Source organism: Acinetobacter lwoffii, assembly GCF_019048525.1.
Taxonomy (GTDB): domain Bacteria; phylum Pseudomonadota; class Gammaproteobacteria; order Pseudomonadales; family Moraxellaceae; genus Acinetobacter; species Acinetobacter lwoffii_K.
In genome coordinates this window covers 2,948,123-2,964,040 of the sequence record NZ_CP077369.1, presented here as the reverse complement: position 1 = coordinate 2,964,040, position 15,918 = coordinate 2,948,123, and the positions used below count along the sequence as shown (strand labels likewise).

Genomic DNA, 15,918 nt, shown 5'->3' with positions numbered 1-15,918 from the left:
AAGTAGGAAGCGTCCATAAAATTTCTTCAATATTCAGTCATTTTCAGGGTTTTCAAGCGTTTTTAAAATCTGGCAATGATCAATCGTGGTCGGGGTATTGCAACTTTCTCTCAGTGTAATCAGTTGCTGTTCAAATATTTGTAATTCTTTAATTTTATTTGAAATATCCGAAAGATGCTGATCAATCAATTGGTTGACGGCACAGCAGTCTTGCTCCGGATTTTGTTCAAGTTGAATCAGGGTTTCAATCTCTTTTAACGACATGTCCAAGGCACGACAACGCTTAATAAAAAGCAGTCTTTTTAATGCGTCTTCACCATAATAACGATACTGATTACTTGCTCGAAAATTCGGCTGAATAAAGCCTTTTTTCTCATAAAAACGTAGGGTATCAGTGCTTAGACCAGTTTTTTTAGCCATTTCTGAAATCAAATAAACTGACATATCGCCCTCCTGCTTGACCTTGGAGTTAGTCCATAGTTTCTAATCAATTTATCGTATTTTAGATAAAAAATCATCGGGGGAATGATATGGCCTGTAGTTGTAGTCCTGAACCGGCACCCATCAAGCCCAACAGCAAATTTAGAACAGCGCTATGGATTGCCTTGCTGGTGAACTTCACTTTATTTGTAGTGGAGCTGATCGGTGGTGCATATGCACATTCATCGGCCTTGTGGGCAGACGCGCTAGATTTCTTTGGAGATGCAGTAAATTATGGGATTTCACTGGCTGTATTAGGGGCAAGCCTGTATTGGCGCGCAACAGTTGCCCTGATTAAAGGCTTGACCATGGCTGTATTTGGCTTGGTGGTGATTGGAAAAGTCATCTACGCTTTTATACAAGGTATACCGCCTGAAGCGCTAACTATGGGTCTGATTGGTGTTCTGGCCTTAGTCGCGAATGTATTTACAGCCGCCATTCTTTATGCTTTTCGTGAGGGTGACTCCAATATGCGGTCGGTCTGGCTCTGTAGTCGCAATGATGCAATTGGCAACTTTGCGGTCATTTTGGCAGCCGTAGGCGTATTTGGTACAGGCAGTCTTTGGCCGGATATTATTGTGGCTGTAATTATCGCTACACTCGGCATCACATCAGGTTATCAAGTGATTAAGCAGTCTCTGGAAGAAAGATCACTTAAACATAAATCCAGCTAATTTTTATATTTAAAGCTGTCCTGCAGGGCAGCTTTTTATTTATTTCCATTTTTATAATATTTGAAAAATAAAGCTTTACAAATAAACAAATTAAATTAGAATCTCTGGCGAAATTCAGAAAATATACATAAATTTTAATAATTTAGTTTTTTGCATCGTGCGAGGGTTAATGTGAATTTAATTAAAATTTTTTCAATATTGGCAATATCTGGTTTAGCCGCTTGTAGTTCCAAAGTCGTGACTTATGATGCAACAGGAAAAATCATCGGTTCATGTATGGCGACGCGTGGCCTACTTTCAATCGCGAGCGCACATTGTAGTGGTTCAGGCGATGCCTTGGGTGTGAATTACAATACGCCAAATGCTGCTACAGGCCTATTACCAACGCCACCAAGCCAAAATCAGATTAATTTAAAACCGTAAATAATAAAGGGGAATATCATGAAATTATCAGCACTTATTGCACTCGTAGCGACTATTATATTGACGGGCTGCGCATCGTCCGTGACTACATTTGACTCTCATGGCCGTATGATTGGTTCATGTAAAGCGCAAACGGGTTTCATCATTGCAGGTGGCGCAGGCTGTTCAGGCTCTGCAAACCAAGAAGGTCGCGATCGTTAATTTTTTAGTGATTGTTCCAATAAAAAACCGGACTTTTAAGTCCGGTTTTTTATTTTAGAAAATCTTATTTTTCTACGAATGCACGTTCAATCACGTAGTCACCCAGAACGCCCATTTTTGGAGATTCTTTCAGACCGTGTTGGTCAAGAAGCGCAGCAACATCATCTAGGAATGCAGGGCTACCACATAGCATGGCACGGTCAGTTTCCGGGTTGAAACGTGGCAGACCGATTTTTTCGAACAGTTCACCAGTTTCAATGGCGGTGGTTACACGACCTTGATTTGGATATTCTTCACGGGTTACGGTTGGGTAATATACCAATTTTTCTTTCGCGCCGAGTTCAGAGAAGAATTCATGATTTGGCACTTCATTCAGGATCAAATCTTGATAAGCCAGTTCTGAAATGAAACGGGTACCGTGAACTACGATAATCTTTTCAAAACGCTCGTAAGTTTCAGGATCGCGAATAGTCGACAGGAACGGTGCAAGACCAGTACCAGAAGAAAGAAGGTACAAATTCTTACCTGGGTTCAAGTCATCCAGTACCAATGTACCTGTTGGCTTTTTAGAAACCAAAATGTCATCGCCGACTTTTACTTTCTGTAAAATCGAAGTCAGTGGACCATCAGGCACTTTAATTGAGAAAAATTCTAACTCTTCTTCGTAGTTGGCGCTTGCAATTGAATATGCGCGCATTAACGGCTTGCCATTGACTTCAAGGCCGATCATTACAAACTGACCGTTTTTAAAACGCAAAGCAGTGTCACGAGTCGTTTTAAAAGAGAATAAAGTATCATTCCAGTGGTGGACGTGAGTAATCTTTTCGACGTTAAAAGCAGCCATTAAAGGTCTCAATAAATTATCAAATTAGAACAGCTTGCTATTCTAATCTAAATTCATTCTCGATAAACTGAATATATTTAATTGAGCTTATCAAAAAAAGTGATGATGACTGAACTGACGCTGCCGATTATTGGTTATATGCGTTCTCCCTATAAAGAAAAATTTGGTATTCCTCGTCAGCCGAATCTGGTTCAGGTCGAAAGCTATATTGAAATGGTCGGGCCCTATAATGACCTGCTCGCCTTTGAGGGAATTGAAGAATTCAGTCATTTGTGGCTGGTCTGGCAATTTCATGACAATAAAAACCAGCACAACAGCCAGTTTCGTCCACAAGTGCGTCCGCCGCGTTTGGGTGGTAACAAGAAAATAGGCGTGTTTGCTACGCGCAGCATGTATCGTCCATCACCGATTGGTTTATCTGTGGTCAAACTCAAAGAAGTGAGAAAAGTGGGCAAACATGTTCGAGTGTATGTGACAGGGAGTGACTTGCTCGATGGCACGCCAATTATGGATATCAAACCTTATATTCAATATTCGGATGCCATCATTGAAGCACAAAGCGGTTATGCACAGGATGAACCACCACGTAAAACCGTCATCTGGAGCGATGAAGCGGAGCAGCAAAAGCAACAATTACTAGGAAATGGAAAAATTTCTGTGCAGACTATTCAGGAACTGGAAGCTGTCTTATCTCTAGATCCAAGGCCAGCGTATCAGGAAGATGAAGAACGGGTATATGGGATGAAGTTTGCGGGCATGGAGGTGAGGTTTTTGGTAAGAGAGTTATCTGTTTATATATTAGAAATAGAATATATTGAATTGTGATTGAAAAAACCAAGATAAGATAAGCGTATCTTTTATACGCTTATCTCTAGCCATACATTTACTTAAATTTACGATATTTATCAATTTCTTGACTAGCAGTAGAGTTAAAAACAGTACATTCTTTTTGTAAAGATTGAATATATAACTCTTGTTCTAAAATTTCCTCTGCATCTGTGAATTTATCAGACTTAAGTTCTTTTAAAATTTGTGTTTCAATTTCAATTTCTTTGCTTAAAGAATAATAGGTACCTGATTTATTATACTCGCCATAGCGATATTTATTATCGACTTGCACAAGGGCACTGATATATTCATTTGGATAAATTGAATTTGAAATGAAAGTGTTATATCCACCTAAGTTTATAGTTTTATAACCCTCAGAGAATATGTCCTGGAAACTATCATAAGTATCGTATGGATTTTGATACATAATAATGAAGTCTTTGCTCGAAGATAAACTTAATCCTCTTAAGCATTTTGAGCCATTTGGAAATGTTTTGCCTTTAAGTTTTGAAAGATAGAGTGGTCCGAAATCACCATAATTATTCAGCTTAGGTTCAGACGAGACTAGATACAGATGAGTATCTATGTATTCAGCCAATGGTTTTCCAGATAGGTCGACTAACTCATATTTTTCAGTTAATTGAAGGCCTGTATGTCCAATTTTAGAGGATGGAATATAAGTTTTCTCACTCACCGAATTTTTTAGAAGTGATCCAATTTTATAGCCTAATTTAGGATCTTTATTTAACTCTAATTCGTAGAGACCTTCATTAGTTAAGTAATCGCCAAAAATATACAGTTCATTTATATCAAGATTTTCCATATCTTTTAGGCTGCTTAAATAGTCTACACGGACATATTGTGTATCCCCTTTGCTCGTAAATGTGAGTTTGTCGAATAAATAATCAGAGTCAACAAAATATGAGGGAGAATAGGCAGACCATTCAGAATCATTTGTTGTCGTATTTCCTGTTCCTGTTCCTGTTCCTGTTCCTGTTCCAGAGTTATTGCTATTTGAATCAGAAGATGAACTCCCACCACACGCACTTAACATGAATGCACTAAAAATTGCGAGTGATAAATTCTTAAGTTTCATAAAAACCCCTATAAAAAATTATATTAATGAAAGTATTTCTTAAAATTAAAGCCGGTAAATTATAGCGAATAAATGTCAAAATTAAATTGCAAAATATATAAAAATTAAATATTTAAATATACTTAATAATCAAAAAATCATCCACCACAACAGCCCGATCAAAACAGCCATATGCAAAATCTGTACAGGCGCAAAATAAAGGACAAACTTCCAGCCACCGGTCAAAGCGGCATTGGCTGACTTGGCCAGGGCATGAGCACCTAGACCTAAAAGCAGGGCGTAAATCAAACGGAGATTGGAGGGATCGCCTTGAACGACGACACTGGCCATCGCGGCATGAATTTCGAACAGAGAGGCAAGCAAGGTCCCGGCCAGTAAGCCGGCATCCCCGAGCCAGACCTCCAGTCCGTAAACTCCAGCCTGAATGAGTGTTAAAGTCACTGCAATAATCACGGCTTCTTTTAAGCTGAACATCTGGCTGTCTGATGATTCCATGCTCGGAGCAGGTTTTGCCTTGCGCAATAATAAAAACGCACATGCTGCCAGAAGGATTACGGCAACTAAAGATGGCAAGAGCAGGAGTTTCAACCAGCTCCACGATACACCTCCAACCACTATCAATAATAAAACAATGGTCGAGATACAGGACATCAGTGCAGCGCCGGCATTCGATCGTGCATCCATTTCACCTTTACGGACCTGTAAACCTAACTGAGCGATGGTGGCTGTACTGGAAACAAAACCGGAAGCGATGGAGGACAGCATCAGGGCATTTTTAGTCGAAAAAAAGCGTTTTGCAATATGCGCCAGAGCTTGTACCACTAAAATTAAGGTCAGTAATTTTAAAATAAGATAAGGGTTAAGCACTTCGCCCCAAAAAGGCCGGTCAGGGGTCAGCGGTAAACCAATCAAAATCAAGGCCAGTAATAACAGTCCATCCCTGAACTCGGCTTCTTTGATCCATTTTCCGGCAATATTGTGCATGGTATGTTTGGCCATCAAAATACCGGTTAAGAGCACAGAAAGACCGGCTGCCAGTGGAATATTCCATAAACACATGGCGCCAATAAAATAGGTCATCACAAATGCAAGCTCTGTGGTAATGCCTGGGTCATCAGGCTGATTTTTTATGGATAAAATGACCATGCCACCCACGATCAAAGCACCTATTACAGCAATCACGATTCCAAACAGGAAACACAGTGCGCCCAATAAAGCACAGATCGCAAAGGAACGTAAGCCGGCAAAACTCGGTTGCTGCTCACGTTGCTTATGCCGTTCCCGCTCCAGCCCAATCAATAGGCCGCAGCCCAATGCCGAGGTGAGTATCGTGAGCAGTTCATGAAAAGAATGCGCATGCAGGGGAACCGCAGTCAAATCCATCTGTGACCTCAGCAAGCTAAGAGTTGATTATTTAAAAATATATGCGACGAGATAGAGTTTGCATAGATTAAAAATGTTGCAGTAACGATCAAATCCATTATTTACTTTCTTTTTGAGATTGAAATAGAAACGTACATTCAACAGGTGGGGAGCATGCGAAAAACTGTAAAAACTTGTTATAGTGGAGGCAAGTTTGGGGACTGATAATAATGAAATTTGACTTTGAAATTGATACGGCATGGTGTCTAGACCAACTCTTTAAAGACGGTAAAATCAGTGAACGCGACCGGATGCTGGTACAAACCACTCATCGGCAACGTGAACACCTAAAATGGCACCCTTTACAGTGGATTGCTAATTTTAATCTGGTCGATCAGTCCCATCCTCAAACAACACTGACTCTGAACCGTTTATGTCAGTGGCTGGCAGAAAAAACCGGATTGATGTTCTATATCATTGATCCGCTCAAAGCTGATGTACAGGCATTGACCCATGTCATGTCGCAGGAATATGCACTGCGCAACCATATTTTGGCAGTAGAAATTCAGGCAGACAAAGTTCTGATCGCCACGGATCAGCCTTATAAAACCGAATGGGTGTCGAATCTCGAGCAAAATATTTCCCCGAAAAAAATACAACGGGTATTACTGAATCCAGAACAATTACAACGTTATATTACTGAATATTATCAGGTCAGTCGTGCAGTCAGTGGTTCACAAAAATCCTCTGCCTATGACCGGGAAAATAAGGGCGTCGAAGCCTTGCTGCAATTGGGTGATTCACAGAATCCGGATGCCAATGATCAGCATATTGTCAAACTGGTGGACTGGGTGCTGCAATTTGCCTTTGAACAAGGTGCCAGTGATATTCACATGGAACCACGTAAAGACACCGGCAAGATCCGTTTCCGGATTGATGGGGTGCTGCATACGATTTACAATATGCCGGCCAATACATTGACCGCCGTCATTTCCCGAATCAAGATTCTGGGCCGAATGAACGTGGCGGAAAAACGTAAGCCACAGGATGGCCGCCTGAAAACCCGGACGCCGAAAGGACAGGAAACTGAACTCCGTTTATCGACCTTGCCGACGGCATTTGGTGAAAAACTGGTAATGCGTATTTTCGATCCGGAAGTGCTGGTGAGAAGTTTTCAGCAACTCGGGTTTGAAGGTCATTTACTCAATGACTGGAACAATCTGACCAGTCATAGTCATGGCATTATTCTAGTCACAGGGCCAACTGGTTCCGGTAAAACTACTACGCTTTATTCAACCTTGAAACAGCTGGCGACTGAACAGGTCAACGTCTGTACCATTGAAGACCCGATCGAGATGCTGGAACCCAGCTTTAACCAGATGCAGGTCAATAATGGTATCGATCTTGGTTTTGCTGACGGCGTGCGTGCATTGATGCGTCAGGACCCGGACATTATCATGGTCGGGGAAATTCGTGATCAGGATACTGCCAATATGGCGATTCAGGCCGCATTGACTGGTCATCTGGTTCTCTCAACTTTACATACCAATGATGCGCCGTCGAGTCTGACCCGTCTGCATGATCTGGGCGTACAGCCATTTTTGACAGCAGCAACCATCTTGGGTGTTCTGGCTCAACGTCTGGTGCGTAAACTCTGCCCGCATTGCAAGCAGGAAAGCTTCCTGAATGAACAGGAATGGCAGCATCTGGCAGCCGATTATCCTTTGCCGCGACCGGAATTTGTCTTTAAGGCGGTGGGCTGCGAAGAATGCCGGCATACCGGCTATAAAGGCCGTATCGGGATTTATGAGTTTATGCCATTGAGTCTGACCACCAAACAGCTGATTGGTGCCGATGCCAACCTGAACCAGCTGCGTCAGCAGGCTAAAAAAGAAGGCGTAGAGCCGCTCAGAATTTCCGGGGCACGCAAGATTCTGGAAGGTGTGACCACGCTTGAAGAAGTCCTGAGAGTTGTGCCCTTAAATTAATTTTGAAAATGAAGCAATCTTAAGATTCAATTCATCTTCGGCTGTTTTAATAGCATCATCGAAACAAGGCAAGACTTTAAAGAGGTAACTGCGATGAAAATGATGATAAATACGGTTTTGGCAGCTGCATTGATGGGTTCTATCGCGACAGCTACGATAGCAAGTAGTGACACGGCTGTGAATCAGGCCGCTTTTGCTAAATCGACTACAGTCAAACAGGCACTGGCCATGAAAGATGACAGCAAAGTTCAGCTCAAAGGTTATGTCGTGAAAGCAGTCGGTGATGAAAAATACCAGTTCCGCGACAGTACAGGCACCATTACGGTTGAGATTGATGACGAACTTTGGCAAGGCAAACCGATTTCAGCCAAAACACCGGTAATCATCACAGGTGAAATCGACATTGATTATAAACCGGCAAAACGTGTTGAAATTGAGGTTGATCAGGTTCGTTTCTAATATCGCCTGATTTGCTGAAATCAATTTGAACACAGCGACAAAAAACCACATGCAAGTTACCAAAAAGCATGTGGTTTTTTTGAGTCTGGAACTTTTTCAAGGCAAGATAGAACAAGGAAGCAAACGGAGCAGAATATGCGTATTCTTTTGGCGGAAGATGATCAGTCTCAGGCAGACAGTATCCAGACTTGGCTGGAAATGGACGGTTATGTGATTGATCGGGTAGAGCGTGGTGATCATGCGATCCTAGCGATTGAGCAGCATAAATATGACTGTATTCTGCTGGATCGTGGCCTGCCGAATGCCACTGGAGATGACATTCTGAAAATTTTGCGCAGCCAACATCAAGATACGCCGGTGATTTTTATTACGGCCAAAGACAGTATTGATGACCGGGTTGAAGGTCTGGATTTAGGCGCGAATGATTATCTGGTCAAACCTTTTAGTCTGGAAGAACTTTCGGCCCGAGTTCGTGCCCAACTCAGACAGAAACAGCAAACACCGAATCATATCCTGCAATGGCAGGATCTCAGTCTGGACACTCAAGCCAAGACCCTAACTAAAGAAGGTCAAGCTGTGAATCTGACTGCGAAGGAATTTCAAATTCTATACAAGCTGATGCAGCAGCCTGAACATATTGTCACCCGTGAACAGCTGGAAGAATCGCTGTACGCTTGGGGTGATGAAATTGAAAGTAATGCCATTGAAGTATTTATCTATCAGCTGCGTAAAAAAATCGGCAGCCAGATGATCAAGACTATTCGCGGTCTGGGCTATCGCATGCATAAGGCTGAGGTATAAACCTATGTCAGCTGCTATTTCCTTGCAAACTAAACTGATCAAACATGCGCTGTTCAGTTCGATATTGGCTGGAGTATTGGCCTGGCTGCTGTTATTGGGAATTTCCAGTTATCAGGCCATTCAGTTGCATGATGAATTAATGGAGCAAATTTCTGAGTTACTGCTTGGCGATGTCACCCAAGCCAAAGACGCCCAGGTGGATGAACTCAGTGAACAGTTTGATATCCAGTATGCCTTGTTGCTGGGTCAGCAGGTACTGACTACTTCGATTGATGATGAATTAATTAATACCATTCCAAAAGCACAGAACAACGGCTTTCAGTTTGCTTATGAAAATGGTCATTTTATCCGCATCCTGACTGCGGAAGATGACGACCTTCTGGTCAAAATCGTACAGCCACTTTCAGTACGTTTCGATGAACTCTGGCAAACCACCTTGGGCTTTGCCGGTATCTTATTCATTTTATGGCTAGTGCAATGGCTGATTTTGCGTGTTGCGATCAGACGCCAGTTACGGCCATTAAACAAGATTTCCCGGGCGATTGGTTCCAAAACTGCTCAGGATCTAAGCCCGATCAAAACGCCTGATCCTGAAATCACTGAACTGCAACCGATTATTCGTCAGCTGAATGCCATGCTCGGCCGGCTGGAGAAATCACTGGCTGCTGAACAGCGTTTTACTGCAGATGCCTCGCATGAGCTGCGTTCGCCATTGTCTGCGATTCAAATGCGTCTACAGGTTTTAAAACGCAAATATCAAGATGATGCACAACTCCCTCAAGCATTGCAGCTGATTCAAAATGATGTCAACCGCGGTACGCAGGTACTGGAAAATTTACTTTTACTGGCACGACTCGATCCGGAACGGACAGAGCAATTACCAGCGCAAACGGTTAATCTCAAAAATCTGGTTCAGGAGGCTTTGCAGGCATTGCAGCCTTTTGCACAGGAAAAAGATATTCACTGGAATCTAAACCTTGAAGATGCTGTGATTGAAGCGAATCCAGAGCTGATTTTTAGCTGTATCCGCAATCTGGTCGACAATGCCATCCGTTATACGCCGCCGCAGGGACAGGTCGAGATCCGAACGGTTATTGAGCCGCATCAGATACAGCTGTTGATTGAAAACTCAGGAGAGGGGATTGCTAATGATGTACTGGAACGTTTAGGTGAACGTTTTTATCGGGCTTTGGGTACGCGAACCCAAGGTTCAGGTTTAGGCTTGTCCATTTGCCAGAAAATTATGGCATTGCATGCGGCTAAAATTGACTATGCGCCGTCGGATCTGGGCGGACTTAAAGTGTTATTGAGTTTTAAGCTTGAATAGCAAATCTCATGATCAGAAGATTAAAAAGCAGTATGCGCTGATTCATACTGCTGCTTCCCACGTTTGTTATTATTAGAACTGATTTAATTATTTGGTCAGAATAAGACGGTTATTGCGGGTCAGGCGCAAGCGGTATTCTTCGCCGGCATGCATGATCCGGATTTCACGACCCAGTGCAAACAGATTGTTGGAGTGCAGCATTGGCAAGGCATGGTGAGTATCATTGTTACGGGTGAATAGGCTAAATGGGGCGTTCATTCCGTCGACTCCGTGGTGTGTTTTGGATTGATTTAAATGATAATCATTATCGAATAGATCTGTCAACGAAATATTGAGCAATTTATAAAAAACTCTAATTTGCTTACAATCTGTAAAACTTTACCGGTTCTGTACATCATGACTAAAGCTACAATTCATGTCGCAATTGCGCTTTTATTTTATCAAAATCAGGTTCTAGTCGGCTGGCGTGAGGCCAAGCAGCATCAGGGCAATAAATATGAATTTCCAGGCGGAAAAGTTGAACAGGGCGAATTACCAGTCGAAGCCTGCCGCCGCGAAGTGATTGAAGAGGTCGGGGTTGATATCGAACGCTGGCATGCTTCTGATTTTATTTCTCATGAATATGAAGATCTCATCGTCAATTTGCATATTTTTCATGCTTCAGTACAGCCTACTCAACTGGCTGAAATCAAACAGCCTTGGCGTTGGTATAGCCGGGAAGAACTTGGTCAGCTGAATTTCCCGAAAGCCAATCAGTCCATGATTCAAAAGCTGCAATGGCCGCAGCGCATCAAGATTGCTGAAGATCTGGATATCTTATCAAGTCTAGATACAGATCAAATGTTGTATTGGCGCGTGGAAGCAACGCCTGAACGGATCATGCAATTACACCAATATCCGGTAGATCAACTCTCCAAGTTAATCATTAATCAGCAGCTTTGGTCACAACTGAATGAATTGCAGCAGCAGACGATTCGTACGATTCATCTAAAACAGATTCAATTGATGGACTTGAAACAAGGTGAATTGAAATCTGGTTATCGTTATCTGGCAGCCTGTCATGACCTGAGTGCTTTAATGCATGCAGAACAGATCGGTTGTGAAGCAGCCTTGCTGAGTCCGGTACTGGCGACCGCAACGCATCCGGACACGCCTGCGCTAGGCTGGGAGCAATTCAAGCAAATGGCAGAGCAGGTACAGATTCCGGTTTTTGCTTTGGGTGGAATGAAGGCTGATGAGCTTGAGTATGCAAAAAGCCAGCACGCTTATGGCATTGCCGGCATTCGCTATATTTAAACACTTTATTTATAAAATAAACTTTCTATTAGTAAGTCAGTTTCTATGGAAAATTATCTTAAAGCTTTTTGAGTGCCTGTTGGGCTTGCTGAATCGCTTTGGCATTTTTCCGCAACTGAGCAGATTTAAGGCGCACTTGCCAAAGCTGCTTTTTCATGGCACTAGATTGTGCATAACTCAGGCCACGTAAGGCAAAAGCATCGGCGCTTGCTGGCTGATTTTTACGGTTAGCAATCATACCCAAGTATAAATAGGTTTCCGGTGCCTGAGGGGCCAGTCGCTGTGCCTGAGTTGCAGACGCTTCAGCTTGAGCGAACTGCTGCTTGGTATAGGCCTGCTGGGTTTGCTGCATCAGACTCTTGAAAGCCGGCAGATTACGGCCATCATCAAACTTTTGGCTTTTCGGCTTCTGTTCAGGAATGACAATTTTCTGACGTTTGATGTCAGGACGGTCATAAGGCGTAATCACTACGCTGTCTGGCGTTTTTGCCTTAGGTTTTTCCGTCGCAGGCTTGACTGGGGTAACTGGCTTTTCTGGCTCAGAGATACTTTGGCAGCCCACCAGACTGAGGATGAGCAAACCAGGGAGGATTTTTCTTAACATAAACATAGACTCAATTAATGGCTATAACTTCCACTGGCGATAATACGGGTTTCGCTCTCAAGATCGCGTTCTATTTCTGTTTCACTTTCTTGTATGTAGCGACTCATATCATCCTGTTCAGCATCAGATGGCGCAGGTTCTGAATCAATATCATAAGGTTCCGTCGCATAATGCGAGATGCCGCAGGCAGTCGCCTGATTTGGCAGGGCATGACGCGAAATCGGGATATACATGGCGCCTTCACAGCCTTGTGCAGACAATAAACCAGTATAACGATCCAGCCAATGCCATTCGATTTCATTCGGCTGTGGCAGATTCACCGGTTTCTGGCGCAACTGTTTCATGACATTGGTCCAAACGGGCAGGGCACCTGAAGAACCGGTTAAGCCAGTGACTTTGTTGTCATCCAGACCGAGCCAAACCACGGTCATATAATTACCTGAGTATCCGGCAAACCATGAGTCACGGCTGTCATTCGTAGTACCGGACTTACCAGCAAGATTCAGACTGCGTGGTAAGCTGTTATAGGCTGCACGACCTGTACCATTCGACATGACCTGTTGTAAGCCATAATTCAGGGCATAAGCAGAAGCTGGATCAATGGTCGGTTGTACACTCAGGCTATAACGATCCAGAGAGCGGCCGTTGGCATCCACCACAGAGCGGATGGCTTTGGTTGGGTATTTAAAGCCGCCTGTAGCAAAGTTGCCGTAAATATTCATCACTTCCATCGGGGACATATCTACCGCACCCAAGTAAATCGATGGATAAGATGGAATATCTGAGGTCACACCAAATTTTTTCAGATGATTAATAAAGGTGGACAGACCAAATTCTTGTGCTAAACGCACAGTGGACAGGTTATAAGATTGCGATAAGGCTTGTGACATTGGAATGACACCATGTCCGCGACCACTATAGTTTTTCGGTGTCCAGGTTTTGCCGTCACTCTTGATGCTGATTTCACTGTCTTCAATTGGGCTCGCCCAGTGATAACGGTTCGATTCCAGTGCACTCAGGTAGATCACAGGCTTTAACAGGGAACCGACTTGCCGCTTAGCATCGACTGCGCGGTTAAAGCCGGTAAAATCTTGAGTCGAACCCACCGCGGCCACCAGCTCACCATTTTCCGGATGCGATACCAATACCGCACCCTGTAAATCTTTCAGGCGACCCGGATTGGATTTGCTTAAACGCGCCACCGTCTCTTTAAAGCTGTCCTGAATTCTGGTTTGGGCTAAAGGATCTAAAGTGGTGAAAATTCGCAGACCCTGATTGGTCAGATCGGTTTCCTGATAATCTGTACGCAATTGACGACGTACGATATCCAGAAAATCCGGGAAGCGGGCAGGGCCTAAAGTCGGTTTTGAAATGACATTTAACGGACGTGCGGTTTCTTTTTCATATTGTTCCTGAGTCAGATAGCCCATCACCAGCATATTATTCAGGACGATATCACGACGTTTTTTCGCACTTTCAGGATTGCGCCATGGATTATATAGGCTTGGACCTTGGACTAAACCCACCAGAAATGCTTGCTGTGAAATATTCAGTTCACGCAGTGGCAGGCCAAAATAAAACTGCGATGCCAGACCATAACCATTAATGGAGTAGTTACCATTCTGACCCAGATTTACCTCATTCAGATAAGCTTCCAGAATTTCATTCTTGTCATAATGCAATTCAATCAGCATCGCCATAAAGGCTTCATTCACTTTACGTTTTAAGGTACGCTCAGGAGTCAAATAGAAATTTTTAACCAATTGCTGGGTCAAGGTTGAGCCGCCCTGACGTTTACCACCGGTAATATTACTGACCACGGCACGTGCAATACCACGCGGTGAAACCCCATGATGCTCATAGAACTTACGGTCTTCAGTCGCGATCAGCGCTTCGATCAAGGGCTTAGGCACTTTATTTAGCTTGATCAGCACACGGTCTTCGTTATGCTGCGGATAAATCCCGCCTATTAATAAAGGTTCTAGACGTGCAATCCCGCTTGAAGATGGTTTGGTCGCGCTGACTTCTGCAATCTGTTCACCGCTGAAACTGACTTTTAATATTTGCTCCGGTTCAACCCGGTCACCAAAATCAAAGCCGCGTGTATGCACATATAGGGTATTACCCGTGGTGACAAAGCTGCCTGATTTGGTATAACTATCCGAATTTTTATAACCGAGTAATTTTAATTCTTGTTGGAAATCCTGCAGACTGACTGGGGCATTCACGTACACTTCCATCGGACGTGCGAAGACCTTGGCCGGAATATCCCAGCGCTGACCTTCAAACTTGTCGCGTACAATATTGTCTAATCTAATCAAATAGATACTAAATGCTACAAAGATAGAAATGACAATAATAGAAAAAATTAAGGCAAGAAACCCCATGCCACGTTCAGATTTCATAAATACTTATAAGATCCTGTGAAATTGTGCTAATCATGCGAAGCTTTTCATTATTTTGCAATATTTAATCAAGAAATGCGCTTAAAATTAAAATGAAACCCCACAATTTCTCCTTAATTCGAATATATTTCAAATAATTTCCTACCTATGAAGCACTGTTATAAATTGTCATCCAGGTATAGCTTAATGTTATGATAAGCAGGATTCGTAGCGGAGCGACGACACTGGTGCAAATTTCCCATAAGACCTTTCGAAATATCGGGTTAATAGGACGTCCTGATAAATCGTCGGTGGTTGAAACCTTATGCCTTATTCACGATCATCTTCTCAATCTAGGCCTACATCCAGTTTTTGATGCAGCGACAGCTGAACTTGTTCCCTATCAAAATACCCAAACCGTCAGTCGTGCCTTATTGGGTGAGGTGGTGGATCTGGTGATTGTCGTGGGCGGTGACGGCTCGCTATTACATGCAGCACGCGCCTTGGTCAAGTACAATACCCCGGTAATCGGGGTTAACCGTGGTCGTCTGGGGTTTTTAACGGATATCAAGCCGACCGAAGTGATCTTCAAGCTGGATCAGGTATTAAAAGGTGACTTTCAGACTGAGCGACGTTTTTTACTCGAAGTTGAAATTCGCTCCAAAGGTGAAGTGATTTACGATGCCATTGCCCTAAATGATGTGGTGCTACATTCAGGGAAATCGGTGCATATGATCGATTTTGAGCTGAATATTGATGGGCAATATGTCTATCGTCAGCACAGTGATGGCCTGATTGTCTCTACGCCGACTGGTTCTACAGCTTATGCGCTTTCTGGTGGTGGCCCGATCGTACATCCAAGTATGGATGCGATTGCCTTGGTACCGATGCATCCGCATACCTTGTCTTCACGCCCGATTGTGGTCGGTGGACATAGTGAAATTAAATTATTGATTCGTGAAAATCGCGTACTGCCGATGGTTAGTGCGGATGGACAACACAGTGTGTCTTTGAATGTGGGCGATAGCGTCCATATTCGCAAGCATCCCTTTAAACTGAATCTTCTGCATCCACCCGGCTATGACTTTTATAATGCCTGTCGAACCAAACTGGGGTGGAATCAGGACTTTGATTATTTTAAGCAGGATTAA

The 15,918-nt window shown here is 43.3% G+C and carries 17 protein-coding genes; 10 read left to right on the top strand and 7 right to left on the bottom strand.

Features of this window, described 5'->3' with window-relative positions; all coding sequences use genetic code 11:
• Positions 1–33: 33 nt before the first annotated feature.
• On the bottom strand, positions 34–444 hold the full coding sequence (locus I6L24_RS13950; protein WP_216986217.1) for a Cd(II)/Pb(II)-responsive transcriptional regulator: 411 nt from the start codon (positions 442–444) through the stop codon (positions 34–36).
• A gap of 86 nt (positions 445–530) precedes the next feature.
• Between I6L24_RS13950 and I6L24_RS13945 the strand changes: the two genes are divergently transcribed.
• The 3 genes from I6L24_RS13945 to I6L24_RS13935 all read left to right on the top strand — a co-directional run bounded on the left by I6L24_RS13945 (position 531) and on the right by I6L24_RS13935 (position 1,778).
• The gene (locus tag I6L24_RS13945) at positions 531–1,154 is read left to right on the top strand and encodes a cation transporter (protein ID WP_216986216.1); all 624 of its coding nucleotides are present in this window, start codon (positions 531–533) and stop codon (positions 1,152–1,154) included.
• A gap of 171 nt (positions 1,155–1,325) precedes the next feature.
• On the top strand, positions 1,326–1,577 hold the full coding sequence (locus I6L24_RS13940; RefSeq protein WP_129716483.1) for a hypothetical protein: 252 nt from the start codon (positions 1,326–1,328) through the stop codon (positions 1,575–1,577).
• A gap of 18 nt (positions 1,578–1,595) precedes the next feature.
• Positions 1,596–1,778, top strand: coding sequence for a YgdI/YgdR family lipoprotein (locus I6L24_RS13935; protein ID WP_005106483.1), 183 nt, complete (start codon positions 1,596–1,598; stop codon positions 1,776–1,778).
• A gap of 64 nt (positions 1,779–1,842) precedes the next feature.
• Here I6L24_RS13935 and I6L24_RS13930 read toward each other — a convergent pair whose 3' ends face one another.
• On the bottom strand, positions 1,843–2,622 hold the full coding sequence (locus I6L24_RS13930; protein WP_004279005.1) for a ferredoxin--NADP reductase: 780 nt from the start codon (positions 2,620–2,622) through the stop codon (positions 1,843–1,845).
• Positions 2,623–2,727: 105 nt separating this feature from the next.
• Between I6L24_RS13930 and tsaA the strand changes: the two genes are divergently transcribed.
• The gene (gene tsaA, locus I6L24_RS13925) at positions 2,728–3,447 is read left to right on the top strand and encodes a tRNA (N6-threonylcarbamoyladenosine(37)-N6)-methyltransferase TrmO (RefSeq protein WP_216986215.1); all 720 of its coding nucleotides are present in this window, start codon (positions 2,728–2,730) and stop codon (positions 3,445–3,447) included.
• A 58-nt stretch (positions 3,448–3,505) separates the two neighbouring features.
• On the opposite strand, the gene I6L24_RS13920 is transcribed toward tsaA, so the two are convergent.
• Positions 3,506–4,546 (bottom strand): hypothetical protein, encoded by a 1,041-nt coding sequence (locus I6L24_RS13920; protein WP_216986214.1) that lies wholly within the window; start codon positions 4,544–4,546, stop codon positions 3,506–3,508.
• Between the two features lie 129 nt (positions 4,547–4,675).
• Positions 4,676–5,929, bottom strand: coding sequence for an MgtC/SapB family protein (locus I6L24_RS13915; RefSeq protein ID WP_216986213.1), 1,254 nt, complete (start codon positions 5,927–5,929; stop codon positions 4,676–4,678).
• Between the two features lie 209 nt (positions 5,930–6,138).
• Here I6L24_RS13915 and I6L24_RS13910 point away from each other — a divergent pair, with 209 nt between their 5' ends.
• The 4 genes from I6L24_RS13910 (at position 6,139) to I6L24_RS13895 (ending at position 10,483) form a co-directional block, all read left to right on the top strand.
• Positions 6,139–7,896, top strand: a complete 1,758-nt coding sequence (locus I6L24_RS13910; protein ID WP_216986212.1) for a GspE/PulE family protein — start codon at positions 6,139–6,141, stop codon at positions 7,894–7,896.
• Positions 7,897–7,989: 93 nt separating this feature from the next.
• Positions 7,990–8,355, top strand: coding sequence for a NirD/YgiW/YdeI family stress tolerance protein (locus I6L24_RS13905; RefSeq protein WP_004645581.1), 366 nt, complete (start codon positions 7,990–7,992; stop codon positions 8,353–8,355).
• Between the two features lie 135 nt (positions 8,356–8,490).
• Positions 8,491–9,156 (top strand): response regulator transcription factor, encoded by a 666-nt coding sequence (locus I6L24_RS13900; RefSeq protein ID WP_114541951.1) that lies wholly within the window; start codon positions 8,491–8,493, stop codon positions 9,154–9,156.
• A 4-nt stretch (positions 9,157–9,160) separates the two neighbouring features.
• Positions 9,161–10,483 (top strand): sensor histidine kinase, encoded by a 1,323-nt coding sequence (locus I6L24_RS13895; protein ID WP_216986211.1) that lies wholly within the window; start codon positions 9,161–9,163, stop codon positions 10,481–10,483.
• A gap of 87 nt (positions 10,484–10,570) precedes the next feature.
• On the opposite strand, the gene hemP is transcribed toward I6L24_RS13895, so the two are convergent.
• Complete coding sequence (gene hemP / locus I6L24_RS13890) at positions 10,571–10,741, bottom strand: hemin uptake protein HemP (protein WP_004645578.1); 171 nt, start codon at positions 10,739–10,741, stop codon at positions 10,571–10,573.
• Positions 10,742–10,879: 138 nt separating this feature from the next.
• Here hemP and I6L24_RS13885 point away from each other — a divergent pair, with 138 nt between their 5' ends.
• The gene (locus I6L24_RS13885; protein WP_216986210.1) at positions 10,880–11,779 is read left to right on the top strand and encodes an NUDIX domain-containing protein; all 900 of its coding nucleotides are present in this window, start codon (positions 10,880–10,882) and stop codon (positions 11,777–11,779) included.
• Between the two features lie 58 nt (positions 11,780–11,837).
• Here I6L24_RS13885 and I6L24_RS13880 read toward each other — a convergent pair whose 3' ends face one another.
• Together I6L24_RS13880 and mrcB are read right to left on the bottom strand one after the other, a co-directional pair.
• Positions 11,838–12,383, bottom strand: a complete 546-nt coding sequence (locus I6L24_RS13880; RefSeq protein WP_005103606.1) for a hypothetical protein — start codon at positions 12,381–12,383, stop codon at positions 11,838–11,840.
• A gap of 14 nt (positions 12,384–12,397) precedes the next feature.
• Positions 12,398–14,788 (bottom strand): penicillin-binding protein 1B, encoded by a 2,391-nt coding sequence (mrcB, locus tag I6L24_RS13875; protein WP_216986209.1) that lies wholly within the window; start codon positions 14,786–14,788, stop codon positions 12,398–12,400.
• 191 nt (positions 14,789–14,979) lie between these two features.
• Between mrcB and I6L24_RS13870 the strand changes: the two genes are divergently transcribed.
• A complete protein-coding gene (locus I6L24_RS13870) occupies positions 14,980–15,918 on the top strand; it encodes an NAD(+) kinase (RefSeq protein ID WP_004645573.1) in 939 nt (312 codons plus the stop codon).

Bases quoted from the DNA above. Each gene is read 5' to 3' on its own strand.
- I6L24_RS13945 (WP_216986216.1), top strand. From the start codon at position 531: ATGGCCTGTAGTTGTAGTCCTGAACCGGCACCCATCAAGCCCAACAGC.
- I6L24_RS13935 (WP_005106483.1), top strand. From the start codon at position 1,596: ATGAAATTATCAGCACTTATTGCACTCGTAGCGACTATTATATTGACG.
- I6L24_RS13950 (WP_216986217.1), bottom strand. From the start codon at position 444: ATGTCAGTTTATTTGATTTCAGAAATGGCTAAAAAAACTGGTCTAAGC.
- I6L24_RS13870 (WP_004645573.1), top strand. From the start codon at position 14,980: ATGATAAGCAGGATTCGTAGCGGAGCGACGACACTGGTGCAAATTTCC.
- I6L24_RS13900 (WP_114541951.1), top strand. From the start codon at position 8,491: ATGCGTATTCTTTTGGCGGAAGATGATCAGTCTCAGGCAGACAGTATC.
- hemP (WP_004645578.1), bottom strand. From the start codon at position 10,741: ATGAACGCCCCATTTAGCCTATTCACCCGTAACAATGATACTCACCAT.
- I6L24_RS13930 (WP_004279005.1), bottom strand. From the start codon at position 2,622: ATGGCTGCTTTTAACGTCGAAAAGATTACTCACGTCCACCACTGGAAT.
- I6L24_RS13905 (WP_004645581.1), top strand. From the start codon at position 7,990: ATGAAAATGATGATAAATACGGTTTTGGCAGCTGCATTGATGGGTTCT.
- I6L24_RS13920 (WP_216986214.1), bottom strand. From the start codon at position 4,546: ATGAAACTTAAGAATTTATCACTCGCAATTTTTAGTGCATTCATGTTA.
- I6L24_RS13895 (WP_216986211.1), top strand. From the start codon at position 9,161: ATGTCAGCTGCTATTTCCTTGCAAACTAAACTGATCAAACATGCGCTG.
- tsaA (WP_216986215.1), top strand. From the start codon at position 2,728: ATGACTGAACTGACGCTGCCGATTATTGGTTATATGCGTTCTCCCTAT.
- mrcB (WP_216986209.1), bottom strand. From the start codon at position 14,788: ATGAAATCTGAACGTGGCATGGGGTTTCTTGCCTTAATTTTTTCTATT.
- I6L24_RS13910 (WP_216986212.1), top strand. From the start codon at position 6,139: ATGAAATTTGACTTTGAAATTGATACGGCATGGTGTCTAGACCAACTC.
- I6L24_RS13915 (WP_216986213.1), bottom strand. From the start codon at position 5,929: ATGGATTTGACTGCGGTTCCCCTGCATGCGCATTCTTTTCATGAACTG.
- I6L24_RS13880 (WP_005103606.1), bottom strand. From the start codon at position 12,383: ATGTTAAGAAAAATCCTCCCTGGTTTGCTCATCCTCAGTCTGGTGGGC.
- I6L24_RS13885 (WP_216986210.1), top strand. From the start codon at position 10,880: ATGACTAAAGCTACAATTCATGTCGCAATTGCGCTTTTATTTTATCAA.